The sequence below is a fragment of the Porphyromonas crevioricanis genome (assembly GCF_900476255.1).
GTDB lineage: Bacteria > Bacteroidota > Bacteroidia > Bacteroidales > Porphyromonadaceae > Porphyromonas > Porphyromonas crevioricanis.
Genome location: NZ_LS483447.1, coordinates 1454456 through 1470291, shown reverse-complemented (window position 1 = coordinate 1470291; position 15836 = coordinate 1454456). Strand labels below are relative to the sequence as shown.

The 15836-nt window shown below is 43.8% G+C and carries 11 protein-coding genes; all 11 read right to left on the bottom strand.

The features are described from left to right. Window positions 1-27 precede the first annotated feature (27 nt). A complete protein-coding gene (locus tag DQN70_RS06395) occupies window positions 28-2427 on the bottom strand; it encodes an anaerobic ribonucleoside triphosphate reductase (RefSeq protein WP_036887651.1) in 2400 nt (799 codons plus the stop codon). Window positions 2428-3159: 732 nt separating this feature from the next. Next, entirely contained in the window at window positions 3160-4212 is a 1053-nt protein-coding gene (locus tag DQN70_RS06390) for an o-succinylbenzoate synthase (protein ID WP_023938244.1), read from the bottom strand. A gap of 5 nt (window positions 4213-4217) precedes the next feature. Then, window positions 4218-5036, bottom strand: coding sequence for a 1,4-dihydroxy-2-naphthoyl-CoA synthase (gene menB / locus DQN70_RS06385; protein WP_023938243.1), 819 nt, complete (start codon window positions 5034-5036; stop codon window positions 4218-4220). A 14-nt stretch (window positions 5037-5050) separates the two neighbouring features. Further along, window positions 5051-6748: a 2-succinyl-5-enolpyruvyl-6-hydroxy-3-cyclohexene-1-carboxylic-acid synthase gene (gene menD / locus DQN70_RS06380; protein ID WP_023939200.1), complete on the bottom strand. Its 1698-nt coding sequence runs from the start codon at window positions 6746-6748 to the stop codon at window positions 5051-5053. Window positions 6749-6791: 43 nt separating this feature from the next. Beyond that, complete coding sequence (locus tag DQN70_RS06375) at window positions 6792-7937, bottom strand: isochorismate synthase (RefSeq protein WP_023939202.1); 1146 nt, start codon at window positions 7935-7937, stop codon at window positions 6792-6794. Between the two features lie 5 nt (window positions 7938-7942). After that, the gene (glmS, locus tag DQN70_RS06370) at window positions 7943-9787 is read right to left on the bottom strand and encodes a glutamine--fructose-6-phosphate transaminase (isomerizing) (protein WP_023938240.1); all 1845 of its coding nucleotides are present in this window, start codon (window positions 9785-9787) and stop codon (window positions 7943-7945) included. Window positions 9788-10068: 281 nt separating this feature from the next. Beyond that, window positions 10069-11772 (bottom strand): T9SS-dependent choice-of-anchor J family protein, encoded by a 1704-nt coding sequence (locus tag DQN70_RS06360; protein WP_023938385.1) that lies wholly within the window; start codon window positions 11770-11772, stop codon window positions 10069-10071. Window positions 11773-11953: 181 nt separating this feature from the next. After that, window positions 11954-12856: a CvfB family protein gene (locus DQN70_RS06355; RefSeq protein ID WP_023939203.1), complete on the bottom strand. Its 903-nt coding sequence runs from the start codon at window positions 12854-12856 to the stop codon at window positions 11954-11956. Continuing rightward, a complete protein-coding gene (locus tag DQN70_RS06350) occupies window positions 12840-14273 on the bottom strand; it encodes a PDZ domain-containing protein (protein WP_023939204.1) in 1434 nt (477 codons plus the stop codon). The genes DQN70_RS06355 and DQN70_RS06350 overlap by 17 nt, the downstream gene beginning before the upstream one ends. A 37-nt stretch (window positions 14274-14310) precedes the next feature. Then, on the bottom strand, window positions 14311-14805 hold the full coding sequence (locus tag DQN70_RS06345) for a CinA family protein (RefSeq protein ID WP_023938388.1): 495 nt from the start codon (window positions 14803-14805) through the stop codon (window positions 14311-14313). Window positions 14806-14807: 2 nt separating this feature from the next. Beyond that, entirely contained in the window at window positions 14808-15830 is a 1023-nt protein-coding gene (gene tsaD / locus DQN70_RS06340) for a tRNA (adenosine(37)-N6)-threonylcarbamoyltransferase complex transferase subunit TsaD (protein WP_023939205.1), read from the bottom strand. Window positions 15831-15836 lie beyond the last annotated feature (6 nt).

The window sequence follows — 15836 nt, the reverse complement described above, 5'->3', positions numbered from 1 at the left end:
GTACCTAATATGGAGATTAAAAGACTTTTAGTGATGCTTTATCCTATCATGCTCTTCGGCTTGCTTGGCACTATTCCAACTATCCAGACTACCAGTGAGATATCCGGTGATACGTCTCAGTCGCTCTATCTGTTCGGACTTGCAAATAGGACATTTGGTATAGATAACACCTTTATAACCACACTTGAGACAAGTGTCTATTGGATGATTGATTGAGCCGTACCCTATTTGCTCCTGTTTCATGGTACGAACAATCTTGAGGATAACCGATACATTCTTCTTTGCCTCGCCATCAAGTTCTACATAGGTAATGTGTCCACCGGTAGTGATGGCATGGAAAGGTGCTTCCAATTTGATTTTCTCGGCTATTCCCACTGGTTCACGCACATCGATATGGAAGGAATTGACGTAATAATCCAGATCTGTCACGCCGGGTATAATACCGTACTTCTTACGATCCATACGAGTGAAGCGACCAGAGAGACCTTCGGCCGGAGTTGCCAGCACAGAATAGTTCAGATTGTATTTCCGTTTGTACTCGTTAGCCACTTCATTCATTACCTGTATAGCCTCATATAGAGTATTGTATGCTTCCTTATTATGTGCATGTCCTTCTCCATAGATAGCTACCATGGCATTATGCCCCCCGATAAAACCGATACCCAGTGTGCCGGAAGCTATGACATCACCAACTTCGTCTTGAGGTTGAAGAGCTTGTCCTCCTTTCCACACATCGTTTCGCATCATGAAGGGGAATTGCCTAGCCAAAGCCTTCCTTTGGTAACAATAACGATCATAAAGTTGATCAGCAACCAAGACAGACATTTTGCGAACCTTATCGAAAAAGATAATGCGGGCCTCTCTCCTGAGTTGCTCTTTGCTTCCATCAGGGCTAAACTCCTCTGCTTCTCGTATCGCTTCTATCGCCAACCGAGGCATATTGATAGAAGTGAAAGAGAGATTTCCACGGCCTACGCTGGACTTTACCCCTCTCAAATTCTCAAATACACGAGTACGACAGCCCATTGTGGCCACCTCGTAGAGATAACGTTTGGGGTCATCTGCTTTCCATAGCTCATTGCTGTTGAATGGAGTATCGAGGAATAGGAAATTCGGGAACAAAGCCTTGGCTGTAGCCTTGCAACTCTCTATCAGCAAATCGAAGTTAGGAGTCTTGTATTGCAATTCTCCATTGAGAGCTTTGTCGAACTGACTTATTGCCAATTCGTAGTCTTCTTCGCAATAGTTTATTCCCTCTTTGACCTTAAAAATTTGTATCGGGAATATGGGCACCTCTCCCTGACCGAGACCTTCTTGTGTAGCCTTGAGAAGCTCCAAAATCACCATACGCCCCTCTGGGCTGGTATCCGTTCCATAGTTCACTGAGCTGAAAACGACTTGATTTCCTCCACGAGAATGCATTGTATTGAGGTTATGAACAAATCCTTCCATAGCCTGATGTGTGTCCTTGCGCGTGGCCACATAGGCATTTTTTAGGGCATGCGAAACTTCATGCAAATCCAAGGCTAAGCCGGTGGCTTGCAAGGCGGTGGTTACTCGCTTGGCTTCTTCTTGGTTTTCCGTGAGTTTGGGTGCAATTTTCTCAACCAAAGACGACAGATCCTTGTTCGACGGTGTTGACTTCAGATCAAGTATGAAAGAGAGATTATTTACTATGTGCTTACGATAAGACTTGGCCACACCGGGAGCCATGAAAAAATCAAAAGCCGGTATGGATTGTCCTCCGTGCTGCTCATTCTGATTTGTCTGAAACACTATCGTGGCCAAAGTTGCATAGCTGCGGATACTCTGTGGCGTACGTACACTACCGTTCTTAGTACGGAATCCCCTCTCGAATATATCTTCCAAGTCATATTGCACACAAGTGGTTGTCTTAGTGGGGTAATAGTCGAGGTCATGGATGTGTATGTCCCCATTGTTATGCGCTCGGCTATAAATAGGAGATAGTAAATATTTGCGTGTATAGTCCTTGGTGATTTCTGAAGCAAAAGTCATCATTTGTCCAGATGGGGTGTGAGCACTCATGTTGGCATTCCCCAAATTGGTATCGTTCTTTTCTATTTTCACGATTCCATCCATGGTCTGCTTCAGAGAAGTTTTTCTATCGCGCTCCACATTACGCCACTCCCTATATATGATGTACTTTTTGGCGATATAAGGGTCGCAGCTCATCAGTTGTTGCTCTACTAAATCCTGTATCTCCTCCACTGCCAACTTCCTTTCGGGACTTTGTTTGGCCAGATCGGTGATGTGGGCTACAATCCGATCTACTTTATTGCCGTCTTCATTGATACCACCAGCTCTATAAGCCTTGATGATCGCCTGTCGGATCTTATTGGGGTCGAAAATCTGAACCTTTCCATCGCGCTTGACGATGTATAGCTCTGGAGATTGTGAATTTTCCATTGTTCGTTTTATGCGTTTATCTGTTTTTCTATTAGCATCCAAGGATTTAGCTCTTTTTCTCTTAAAGATTGAAAGAAGAACCTCTCTATAGATGCCACAAAACTACACAAAAACGGATAGAAAACAATTAGATTTGGGAACTAAAACAAATCAAATTGGATAATAAACTTCCAGATCAGACAACTAAAGTTTTCCAAAATGAAAATTAAGCATCCAACAGAGTATATTATAATAATATGGAAAACAGCATATTATGATTTCATCAATGAGGTTCTATGTAATCATGATTTAGACTAAAGTTTTCCGATTTAGAAACTCAATCGATTTGAATGACCAATGTAACTCTTAATGATGCAGCTCGAAAGTATCAATATAGACAGCGAAATAGAGAATCGGTTGAAAGAGCATTATTTTGTAAAAACAACGCACGTCAAACATCGAAAGAATTAAAGCTCATAGTTCAAAGGTCCTACTGTTTTTGTTTATTCTGATTATCTCTATTTTTAGCACAGTCCATCGTTAAAGCTTGTTATAAAAAGGAAGCTATACATGGGCAAAATATTACCATAGGAGGAAATAAAAATTCTCTCCTGAGAGAATTTTCGCTAACACAGGAGAGAGCAAAATTTTTCTCAGGAGAGAATTTTGCCCCCCTCAGAACAGCCTATTCATCGGCATTTTCAAAGAGACAAACCACATTAACACATACCCAATCTATTATACATAAAGCAACTATCCATATACAGGGAGAGATCCTTTCAAATCAGAAACAGAATAGGGAGAATGACTCACAAGATAGAAATATCCCTTATGTAACCGATGGTTACGGGGCATATTGTTCAGGTAGAGATCTCCTGTGCCAAGGCCTTGTGCCAAGAGGGGTCGTGTAGGTAAAATCCATTCGGCCAAGGCTCGCAATCCCACATTGCTCTCCAGAGCAGAGGTCACCCAATAACCAGCTGCATATTGCTTTGCTAATCGAATCCATTCTTCCGCTCCACTCAATCCTCCATGTAAGGTTGGTTTGAGTACCAAATACTGAGGACGAATGGTGGCTAACAAAACCTCTCGCTCCTGCTTTGACCAAATACCAATAAGCTCTTCATCCAGTGCAATTGGAACAGGACTTTGTCGACACACTTTTGCACTTGTCTCAGTAAGACCGGCCAATACTGGTTGTTCTATGGAGTGAATCCCGAAGGGAGCCAAAGCTTCCAAGCGTTTCATGGCAGTATCGTAGTCTTGCCAAGCTCCATTGGCATCCAGCCGGATTGTGATATCTGTGCCGGCCAGATTGCGGAGCTCTTGTAGTATAGATAACTCCTCCTCAAAATCGATCCCTCCAATTTTGAGTTTGATGCAGCGAAAGCCAGCTTGGAGTTTCTCCTTCATTCGAGCAGTCATCTGTTCCTTAGTTCCCATCCAAATGAGGCCATTGACCGGGATAGGTACTTCATCGAAAGGTGCGTGAGGGAGGCTTTGATTTTGTCTCGATATACAGTCCAAAGCGAAACGAATGGAGGAGGCTCTACAATCCTGCAGAAGAGTGGCGGGCGATATTTCTTCCATTGACTGTGCACAGGATATGATTTCCTCCTCAAACCCCGGGTGATACTCCGGAGAGAGATCATAGAGCGGAGCTATTTCACCAATATGATGAACAGCACTGTCATCTTGCGGATAATAAACCAAAAACCAAACATTCCGGCTACGGTAAATCCCTCTGGATGTAATAGCCGGGTGAGCAAACTTCAGCTCTTGTCTAAAGACCTTTACCTTTGCCACCTCATTTATGGGAACATGGGATATTGGTCAAAGTCCGGTGAGCGTTTCTCCAGAAAAGCATCCCGACCTTCTTGAGCTTCGTCTGTAAGGTAATAGAGCAAAGTGGCATCTCCCGCCAATTCTTGAATACCGGCTTGCCCGTCCAACTCGGCATTGAAGCCGGCTTTGAGTAACCTTATAGCCAGAGGACTATGTACCATGATTTCTTTTGCCCACTTAATCACTTCCTCTTCTAACTTATCAAATGGCACTACAGCATTGACCAGTCCCATATCCAACGCTTCTTGGGCAGAGTATTGCCGACACAGGAACCAAATCTCACGTGCTTTCTTTTGTCCCACACATCGGGCTAAAAAAGAGGCTCCAAATCCGGCGTCGAAACTACCAACTTTGGGTCCGGTTTGCCCAAAACGAGCATTTTCACTTGCGATACTCAGGTCGCACACAACATGAAGGACATGACCTCCTCCAATAGCATAGCCATTGACCATGGCAATTACGGGCTTAGGTAATGAACGGATTTGCTTCTGGACATCCAATACATTTAGTCGAGGAACGCCATCCTGCCCCACATAACCACCTTTGCCTTTGGCATTTTGATCACCTCCGCTACAAAAAGCTTTGTCTCCGGCCCCTGTCAATACAACAACCCTTATCTTCGGGTCTTCCCTGCAAATCCTCAAAGCATCGGATATTTCGCTTGTCGTGAGCGGAGTAAAGGCATTGCGCACATGAGGTCTGTTGATCGTGATTTTGGCGATCCCTTCAAAAAAATCGAATAAAATGTCTTCGTATTGCTTGATACTTGTCCATTGAGTTTGCATAGACTTACATGTAATTAGGATTTAGTTTGTTTTAGTGCATCGAATACGTGTGCTCGATAGTCTTGTATAGCTTCGGTATCCTTCCGGATATCCGTGAATATTTCTATCAAAGAGGCTTTGGTCGGATGTTTTCTGTCAAGGGCTTTCAGAAATTGCTGTACTGTTTGTGGTTGGAAATAGTCCAACCCGGCTTCTTCTGCCCAGCCTTGCATGGAACAACTATGGCTTGCTCCAATGTATTGCTTCAAAGAGGACTTGTCTTGCAGAGAAGGCAACTGAAAGAAAATCCCACCTCCTCCATTATTGAGGACAATAATACGCAGATTGGAGGGCAAATCATGTCGTAGGATGTTCATGTCGTAGAAAGCACTCAAGTCTCCAACGATAGCCCAAACTTCTTCGGCAGTGCCTAAAGCAATACCTACGGCCGTTGAAAGAAGGCCATCTATACCCGATGTTCCTCTATTAGCATAGATGTGACAAAAGAAAGGCAAGGGATAAAGCTGAGCCAGCCTGATGATGGAGCTATTACCTAATAAGAGATGATTTCCGGCCTTGCAACGAGAAAGGAACAGACCAATGGCAGACAGTCCATTTTTGATATTATTGATAGGAGGCATAGGAACCTGCAGCTGAAGACCTTCCCATTTCTGTAAGTATTCTTCAGAACCTAAGCTGGGGATAGAGTTCTCTCTTAAATACTGTTCCAAACTTATGGCAAAGGTTGGCAGGTCTACATCAAAGATATGCGTAAGACTTAAGTATGGATCAGGGATGGGAGTCGAGCTGTCTATCCCAACATGCCAATGTTCGCAAGGTTTGTATTGGCGGAGCAACTGTTTGATTCGCTTGGAAATGATATGCCCACCTGCTGTGATCAACAGGTCAGGAGCCAAAGACGGGAACTCTTTTTTGTCTGTTACGTACAGGATCGTATCGAAAAACTTAATGACATCATCCTCAGGCTTCAAATTAGCCGTATGCTCGGCCAAGACTACACAGCCAAGACTTTTCAACCTTCGTATAGCCAGACTTGTATTAGGATCAAAACCCTCTTGTCCTAACAGGAGCATCACCCTTTTGCGCGGGAGGCTCTCCCAATTCACCTCTTCAAATCGAGGATTTATAGATCGACCTACTCTCCTAACTCTTCTCCCAGTTTGGTACAACCAATCGCCACTCTCGTGTACAGGATCTTGAATGTGTATGTTTATATGTACAGGCCCTTTAGGAAGTTGGGATAGAGAAAGTAGTGCCATGCTGAGATCTCTTGCCAAAGCTCCCAAATCATCATCGTTGTACGTCTCCTCTACATCCAGAGAGTGTAGCGTGATTCGTCTAAATATATTGGTTTGAGGGATTGTCTGCCCATCAAGCTGAAAAAGCTCCCGGCTTGGTCTATCAGCAGATATGACGAGTAATGGAATCCTTCTGAAATAGGCTTCTGCAATGGATGAGCCCAAGTTGTGCAGGGCTGTTCCGGAAGTGCAACAGACAGCTACCGGTTGATTCAAAACCTCAGATAACCCCAATGCCACATATCCGGCAGAACGTTCATCAACAACGGAATGCAGATGAAAAGCCTGTAGCTCATATGCAGTCTCTATTATAGGTGAATTTCGAGATCCCGGACAAACAACCAAATGTTGGATATTATAATCTCTTAGTAGGCCTATCAATAGTTGTACATGAGGCTTGGCAGAAAAACTCATAGCAAAATACAGAGAGATTTGTAGGAATAGAATGCGTTTCCTCTCATTGCAAACAATAGTGGGTAATATATGGGGATAGGAGAGCGTGCATAGGCTGCATTTTCAGCTTCGTTTCCTCCCATTCGGAGAGATAGTCAGAGTCTGGCATAATCCCTCCTCCAGCATACAAATGGGCTTGCAGACTCCCTTCTTTGTCTATGGATGCGGAACGGAGATTGACATACAGTTCGGTTTGTTGCCTGTATTGCCAATAACCAAGATAACCAGCATAATACCTACGCTCATAGCCTTCATATTTTCGGATAAAATCCTTTGCTTTTTCTGTGGGAATACCACAGACGGCAGGAGTTGGATGGAGCTTATCCACTAAGCGTGCTATAACAAGATGATCCGAATTGTCAAAATCGAATCTGGTACAAAGATGCTGCACATTATAGGATTTCAGTGCCCGTTTTTCTGTCTTACCAAGTTTGATACCTTCCGAGCATAGGACAGTACGTATATGGTCGACCACGACCTCATGTTCGGAATTGTTTTTTGCACCAAAAAAATCTTCACAGTCTTGACCGATCTCAAACTCTCTTCCAAGGGCTTTGGTACCGGCCAATGCCATGGTATATGTTTCTTGTGGAGAGCTACAGAGCAAAACTTCCGGAGTAGCACCCAGCCAAAACCCTATCTCAGGAATAAAAATCAGGTATTTGGCTCCCGGTTGTTGCAAGTTCAAAAGATCAGCAAAAAGATCTATCGGGGTAATTGTATCCTGAAGAGACAATACCTCCTCTCGGCTAAGGACTAACTTGGAGAATTGCCCTGAGCATACTGCTGAGTGGAAAGAGGTAAATGCCGATTGGTATGTGTCATTGGGTTTGTAATCTCTTTTACCAAAAACGGACTCTTTAGAAGAAACGGTAGAATGGGATGGAAATGAAATAGAAGTAGAGAGAGGAAATTCCCTTACATCTAATGGAGGAAGAAAATAAATCGGGGTTTGTGCCGTAGCACAGAAAGGGGCGAACACAAACCCCTCCTCAGAAGTAAGATCTTGAAGCTTTTGCACTGCTGAGTAAGTCGGGCAATGCCAATACTGGGCTACACTGCCGGGCATCTGAATGAGTACGAATGCGGAAGAATCCGAACAAGGGAGAGAAAAAAGTTCGGCTATAGAACAATAAGGAGAAGCTCTCATATCCTTTATTCTACCGTGACACTCTTCGCCAAATTGCGAGGTTGGTCTACATCTCTACCTTTGGTTACAGCTATGTAATAAGATAAAAGCTGCAGTGGGATTACAGTCAGCAACGGCTCAAGAGCAGGATCGATAGAGGGCAACTCAATTACATAATCTGCCATCTGACATATGTCTGTATCCCCCTTGCTTACGATGGCCAATATACGTCCCTTACGAGCCTTGACCTCTTGGATATTGCTCAATACTTTTTCGTATAGGCTATTGTGTGAGGCGATAAATACAACCGGCATCTCTTCGTCTATCAAAGCTATAGGACCGTGCTTCATTTCAGCAGCTGGATATCCTTCAGCGTGTATGTAGGATATCTCTTTCAATTTGAGAGCCCCTTCCAATGCCACTGGGTAGTTATACCCACGCCCCAAGTAAAGGAAGTTACGCGCATAGGTAAAAATAGGTGCCAGCTTCTCTATTTGTGATGCTGAAGCCAATATCTCCTCTATGTCATCGGGAACACCGGCTAACTGTTGCACTAATTCCTTATATCTCATTGGCTCTATTGTACCTTTTTCACGAGCCAGACACAAAGCTAACATCACCAGTACACAGACTTGTCCAGTAAAAGCCTTTGTCGAAGCAACTCCAATCTCGGGCCCCACGTGTATATAAGTGCCTGTATCAGACTCTCGTGCAATAGAGGAACCTATAGAGTTGCATATACCATATACGTATGCACCATAGCTCTTAGCTAGTTTGACTGCGGCCAAGGTATCAGCTGTCTCTCCCGATTGTGAAATGGCGATCACGACATCGTTCGACATAATCACCGGGTCTCGGTATCTAAATTCCGAGGCGTACTCCACTTCTACCGGAATCCGAGCAATAGACTCAATCAACTGTTTGCCAATCAGAGCAGCATGCCAAGAAGTACCGCAGGCTGTGATAATAAAACGCTGTGCAGCCAACAATCGTTCACGATAGTCTATGATGGAAGACAGGGTTACCAAACTTGCATCGGCATTTATGCGCCCCCTCATACAGTCTCTCAAAACTCTTGGCTGATCGAATATCTCTTTGAGCATAAAATGAGGGTAACCTCCTTTCTCTATCATGCCAATATCCAAGGTGATTTTTTGCTCCTCGTGAAATACAGCTTGTTTTTCCAAGTTTTCTATTCGGATAGAACGGCCGAGCATCAGCTCTATTACTTCATTGTCCTCCGGATAAACTACATCTTTGGTGTAGGCTACGATGGGCGAAGCATCAGATGCCAAATAAAACTCATCTTGCCCTATGCCAATTACCAAAGGGCTGCTCTTGCGAGCAGCCACGATACGATCTGGCTCATCTAAACTCAATACAGCAATAGCATAAGCTCCGATCACTTGTTTTAGGGCAAGCTGTGTGGCCTCGAATGTGTTCAACTTGTAAGCGGATTTGACATAGGAAATCAATTGCACCAAGACCTCTGTATCCGTATCGCTACGGAATGTATAGCCCTTCTCCTCCAGATCGCTCTTAATATCACGATAGTTCTCTATGATGCCATTATGCACCAATGCGAGTTGACCATTGGAGGAATAGTGTGGGTGTGCATTCAAATCGGATGGTTCTCCGTGTGTTGCCCAACGAGTATGTGCAATGCCTATATAGCCAGATTTGTCCTCATTTTGCATACAATTTTCGAGGTTTTCTACCTTCCCTTTGGTCTTGTACACATTGAGTTTCTTGTTTTGGGAATGCAGGGCAATACCTGCACTGTCATACCCTCTGTATTCAAGACGTTTAAGTCCGGAAATAAGAAAGGGATAAGCATCTCTGCGTCCTATATATCCAACTATTCCACACATAATTGCTATGCTGATTGTATCCTTTGTTTCATCTTAGGTCCTCCCTTCTGTTCTTCTCTTGAAGTCCTCTATTCTCAAGATCACTTTCGATAAGTTCAGAGCAAGAACCGGAAGCCTCAGTCGCAAAGATACATAACAATCAACACAAGCAAGTCTCTTGTTTGGTATCTCTACACTGGAACTCAAGAAAAAAGCTCCAGACTTTGATGAAATGAAATCAAAAAAAGAGGGGAGCACTTGAAAGTGCTCCCCTCTCTCAGATACATGTCTATTTATTCGATTTACTGAATCATCAACTTGCGAACCTCAACACCGTCCTTTGTATTGATCTGTACTACATACACATCAGGTGCCAAATCCCCTAAGCTCAATTCCAGACAATCGGTTCCCTCGGCAAAAGCAACAACACGTCCATTCGTGTCAAACAGTCTCACGCTACGTAAGCCTTCTGCCTCCACTGTAAGTACAGCCGCAGCAGCATCGTAGTTCGTAACAATCGCTGCTACAGAAGCGATAGGCTTGGTAGAAATGGTCCCATCCATAGTAACTGTGAAGTTATCCAATACTCGAGCAAGTCCTTTGTCTCCTTTATCCTCGTGTACGATGGCTACATAAATCTTTTGACCTTTGAATTTACTCAGATCAACGGCATAGCTCTTCCAACCATTGCTGCCTATCAGTACAGAAGGACTCAGTACCTGCTCAGTAAAGTCATCCAGCTTCAGTCCTGTCGTAGACACATACATAGACGTTGTACCAATCGTATTATTCTCTTGACTCAACTCTAATGCATAGATTACACATCCCGGCTTGGCATCTTCGTCATTGGGAATCTCAATCTGAGGAGATATTAGATAATCCTTTGGGAACACAGATTTTCCCTGTATACCCCCTCCATCAATACTACTTGGCAGAAAAGACCAATTGAGCATATTGTTCCTGCTTTTGTCCGGAGAAATACTCTGGGCAAAATCAGCAGAAACACCAAAAGGAGCCACAGCATTGATGGTCGTCTCCCAAGTACTTCCATCGCCATTAGCATCAATCGTTTTCCATTGAGGAGACAAATCTACATCATTGAACCCCTCCTTGTAAGGGAATGTCTTGACAAGTATTTTGTCTTCTGCCTTCACTATAAATTTCTCTTCTGTAGAACCATTCTTGTTGGTAACAACAAGTTTCACTTCATATTCTCCCGGTGTAGCCCATACACAAGTGGGAGTTGCCTCTGTAGAAGAATTCGGAGTTGCTCCTGCTATTGTCCATTGATAGGTAACTTCTGGGATAGAAACAACTTTGACAGAGAGCACAATACTCTCCTTAGTCAAAACAGAGCGAGAAGGTTTTACTACCACCTGAGGCTTGTCATTGGGAGTAATGTTATCACTCATGATATCCTCTAAAGCCGTTATATTTCCACTTCTGACCGGACCAGCGACGTCTATATACTTGCCATCAGGTCCAATCAAGACTAGCGTAGGAACAAATTTTACAGGAACCCCAATCTTACCGGAAAGATCAGCATCAGAAACCATCGGGACAATCCATGTCTCATTATGAGTCCAGTCTCCTAAACTAGGTTTTTTACCTTTCCAAACTTCCATACTGGAGCCCTCTATATCAACCCAAAAGAGTTCGAGTTTATTCTTTCCTTCAGGACCCAATTCCCTCAAAATCTTATCCAAGTTCCCAGACTGGTGAAGCGTCCAACATGGGCCACACCAAACAGCAGAGAAGTCTATCAAAACAGACTTTCCTTCCTTCAGGATAGCATCCATGTTATAGGTTCTATTGTGAAGAACATCTTTGAGCTCAACATTAGTAGTCCTCAAGGGCTTCCACTGGTATTTTCCCGCTCCAAAAGAGTTCGAGGGAGTCTGTAGGGAGAAAGGAGTAATGTCGGTGGTTATCAAACGCTCCTCTTGTGCACTCATTGAACCCATGACAAGGGCTAATGCACATAAAAATGTAGCTGTCTTTTTCATAGTTGACTAATTCGCTTTATATATTTTCTGTCATCTTTTATTACCTATACCGCGCAAATATACATATTTCGATTGATATTTCCGTCAGATTGCACCAAAAAAAATATTCCATATATCTCACATCCTCTGAGATACGAATACATTCTCTGACATATACTATAGAAAGAATTCTCCCTCAATCCTACTTCTCTTTTAATGCTATAAAGTTTGCATCTATTACGATCCTGCCCTCTTTGTACAGCATCCCGACTGCTGTCTTGAAGGTCTTCTTACTCATTTTGCAGACAGATCGAATCTTTTCTGGGCTGCTTTTGTCCCCTATCGGCAAATGTCCATTGTGTTTGTGGAGCAATTGCATCAGCCATTCTGCTTCAGAGGCTATTTTACCATAGCCTACAGCAGAAAGAGAGAGATCCAGACGACCATCTTCTCTCACTCGGATAACATAAGCCTCAGACTTATCCCCATGAGAGAGGTGAGTCGAGATATCCGAATAGTATATCATCCCCCAATGTTGGTGATCCACCACAACCCTATAGCCATAGTCATTCCGCCCATAAACTTGAATTTCAACTTTGTCTCCCGGCTTGTACAAAGGAGGAACATTTCCCAAATGTTTGGACAATTTTGTCGAGCCAACTATCTTCCCGCTCAATTCATCTATGTAGGCATAAACCAAATAAGTGTACCCCTCTCGAATTTCATCGCTTTGTTCAGCATAAGGCACAAACAAATCTCGATGGATTCCCCATTGCATAAAGGCTCCATGCCGGGTCACATTAACGGCCGTAAGGGTAGCCACCTGCCCTACTTCGACTAAAGGATGCAGAGTAGTCGCAATTAGTCGCCCCTCATTGTCGTGATAGACAAAGGCATCGATCATTTGGCCTTCTGCAGCACCTGTGGGCAAATACCTACGAGGCAATAGTACCTCTACACCTGCAGCATCGACATAAGCCCCTATTTCAACCAATCTGTTTATCCTGAGAGAGGAGGTTATCCCCAGACAAGGACAAATAGGTTTTAATGATTCATTCAATTGTTGTTCTTCCAAAATAAGATCTTGATTAGTAAAGAGATACATATGAATTGTCTATCGGGCTTGGTGAAACGATTACAGCTCGACGCCCAAATTCGTTAGCGACTTCAAACACAATAGAAGACATCTGCTCTGAATTAATATAAGGACGAAAGAAAAAGAGATAGGCAAAAGGAGTATTGAATTTTTTCCCACTGAATATTTTGGCAAGTTTGTCGTAGTGCTCTTTGTGCCAATAACGGCAGTGCTCAATTCCTCGACTATCCGTGAAAGAGGTTGCCACATCTCGGTAATGGAGTGTATGGCTTAGAAAATCTTTGTATTCACTGGAATGTTGTGTGGCAGATTTAGCTCCTAATTCTTGTCCATTGATCGCTATGATCCTATCATGAGCCAATATCCCTGCCTTTGCTGCCGGGGAATTAAAATCTACAGAGAATACTTCCGAGGGCATATCAGCACGATAACGAACCCCCGTATAGAGAAACCTATGACGTGCAATGGTATATATCGGCTTTTTGTAGTAGCGAACGAAAGGGAATTGCATGAGCATCATAGGAATGCTTAGCTGAGCGTAGTCGAAAATAGACATTGGATCGGATAGATATTCTTCTGCTCGACATTGCCACAGTAAGTGATTTGTATTCTTACCATCCAGCAGTCTCAAGCCGAAAGAAAGAGTATGCTCTGCCGCTTCACGAGGAGCTCCTACTGGTAAGAAAGGTTTTTGTACCATATCTTTCAGTGCAGGTTCATAGCGCCATGTACGTTGGGGAATTTCTTTTGCGTAGTTGGCATCATAGGATCGATTGACGGCCAATGCGTAGAAGCAATCTACCACGATGTCGGGCTGGCTACTGTCTTCTCTCAATCCTTTTGCATAGAAAGATTGGGCCACCAGTTCATAGATAGCCTTATCTACTTCAGCTGTTGCTTTGTTTTGAGAAACAGCAAATGCAAAAGTCTTGAAATGTTCGAAAGAGAAAAGAGAATCAACAGTGTATGCAAAAGGATATACCAGACGTCTCTCCGATTCATCCTCTAAGCTATAATGGGCAAAAGCCTGAGCCATATCAGCTTCGGAAAACTCATTTCTGGAATAGCAGTCACGCCCCATTGGCATTTGTCTTCCTCGATATTTATAATTGCTGACTTCCAACAATATATTGTCGGCACTCTTACGGAGAACAGCATCGATCTGCTCTGCATTCATCTGAGAGGAAGGAATCCCATTGATTTTCTCAATGATATCGCCAGCTCTGAGACCAGCTTCAGCAGCAGGGGTTCCGGGCTGTACCCCTATAAGTACGGGCTTTCCTTTTCCCCAATTGTTGGAGGAGCTTATTTCATAAGACATTCCCACACGGCAATATCTATCTGCATTTTTCTGAGCCTGAGAGGGGAACTGTCCTGCAATGAAGAGCAAAAGTGCAAGAGAGAAGTACAAGGAGTTACGTTTCATAATTTTCTTAGTTAAGTAAGCTGTGTGTTCTGTGTAATTAGCAGGATTTATCTTCCGATATGAGCTTATAAAGCCTATCTAAAACATGATTGACTGTCAATCCCATTATGTCACGTCGTGATCCATCCAAATGCAAGCACTCTGTGTAGGTCCCATCAGGAGTAGCTACAGCTATCCATACGGTGCCGACAGGTTTGTCCGGACTACCTCCTTCAGGACCAGCAATGCCAGTGGTTGCCAAGCCATAAGTACTACCACAACGTCTTCTGATCCCTTCTGCCATTTGTACAGCCACAGTCTCGCAAACGGCTCCATAAGTCAAAAGATCTGATCTTGAAACGCCTAAAAAGGATGTTTTAATTGCATACGAATAGGCTACCACTCCTCCCTCGAAATAAGCCGAAGCTCCACTCTGAGAAGTGATTGAGGAAGCCAAAACTCCACCACTACAGCTTTCTGCCGTAGAGAGAGTTTCTCTGGCTGCGATCAAACTGCTGGCTATGGCCTTGACTAACGTAGTCGTGTTTTCCATTGTTAAACCGTAACTCTTGCAAATGGAGGGAGATTAAGAGGACAAAAATCACCGGCTTTGTATTTGAAATAAGCAGTCACGGCTACCATCGCTGCATTATCCGTAGTGTAGGCAAATTTGGGGATAAATATTTGCCAGCCGTAACGATCTCTATGGGCCTCAAATGCCGCCCGCAATCCGGTATTGGCAGAGACCCCGCCTGCCAGAGCTACACGTTTGACTCCAAGTTGTTTGCTGGCTAATCGTAGCTTTGACATTAAAATCTCGATCACAGTGTACTGTAGAGAGGCCGCCAAATCAGCCCTTCGCTCTTCCACGAAATTGGGATTCTTAGCCAACTCATCTCGCAAAGTATATAGGAAACTCGTTTTTAATCCGCTGAAGCTGTAGTCCAAACCCGGCACTCTGGGGCGGGCAAAAGAAAAAGCTTTAGGATTTCCTTCTGTTGCCAATCGATTGATCACCGGCCCTCCGGGATAGCCTAAACCCATAACTTTGGCACATTTGTCGAAAGCCTCCCCTGCGGCATCGTCTATCGTCTGACCCATAACTTCCATATCGAAAGGCGAACGAACAACAATAATCTGAGAGTTTCCCCCAGATACCAAAAGACAGAGATAGGGAAAATTTGGAGACTCATGAGATTCCCCCTCTTCGTACAGGAAGTGAGCAAGGACGTGAGCCTGCAAATGATTGACTTCTACAAGGGGGATGCCAAGAGAAATACTCAAACCTTTGGCAAAACCATTACCTACAAGTAAAGAACCCAACAAACCTGGCCCACGAGTAAAGCCTATCGCATCTATATCTTTCATGCCTATACCAGCTTTCTCTATTGCTTGCTTTACTACCGGAACGATATTCTGCTGATGAGCACGAGAGGCAAGCTCCGGTACTACCCCACCATAGGCACTATGTACGGCTTGAGAAGCTATTACGTTGCTCAATAGTTTACACCCGGCGACAACAGAGGCGGAAGTATCATCACAAGAACTTTCAATCCCCAATATAATTGCGTCTTTCATTGTATA

Coding starts and splice junctions, on each gene's coding strand:
- DQN70_RS06395 (WP_036887651.1), bottom strand. CDS start 2,427: ATGGAAAATTCACAATCTCCAGAGCTATACATCGTCAAGCGCGATGGA.
- menB (WP_023938243.1), bottom strand. CDS start 5,036: ATGCAAACTCAATGGACAAGTATCAAGCAATACGAAGACATTTTATTC.
- menD (WP_023939200.1), bottom strand. CDS start 6,748: ATGAGTTTTTCTGCCAAGCCTCATGTACAACTATTGATAGGCCTACTA.
- DQN70_RS06375 (WP_023939202.1), bottom strand. CDS start 7,937: ATGAGAGCTTCTCCTTATTGTTCTATAGCCGAACTTTTTTCTCTCCCT.
- glmS (WP_023938240.1), bottom strand. CDS start 9,787: ATGTGTGGAATAGTTGGATATATAGGACGCAGAGATGCTTATCCCTTT.
- DQN70_RS06360 (WP_023938385.1), bottom strand. CDS start 11,772: ATGAAAAAGACAGCTACATTTTTATGTGCATTAGCCCTTGTCATGGGT.
- DQN70_RS06355 (WP_023939203.1), bottom strand. CDS start 12,856: ATGTATCTCTTTACTAATCAAGATCTTATTTTGGAAGAACAACAATTG.
- DQN70_RS06350 (WP_023939204.1), bottom strand. CDS start 14,273: ATGAAACGTAACTCCTTGTACTTCTCTCTTGCACTTTTGCTCTTCATT.
- DQN70_RS06345 (WP_023938388.1), bottom strand. CDS start 14,805: ATGGAAAACACGACTACGTTAGTCAAGGCCATAGCCAGCAGTTTGATC.
- tsaD (WP_023939205.1), bottom strand. CDS start 15,830: ATGAAAGACGCAATTATATTGGGGATTGAAAGTTCTTGTGATGATACT.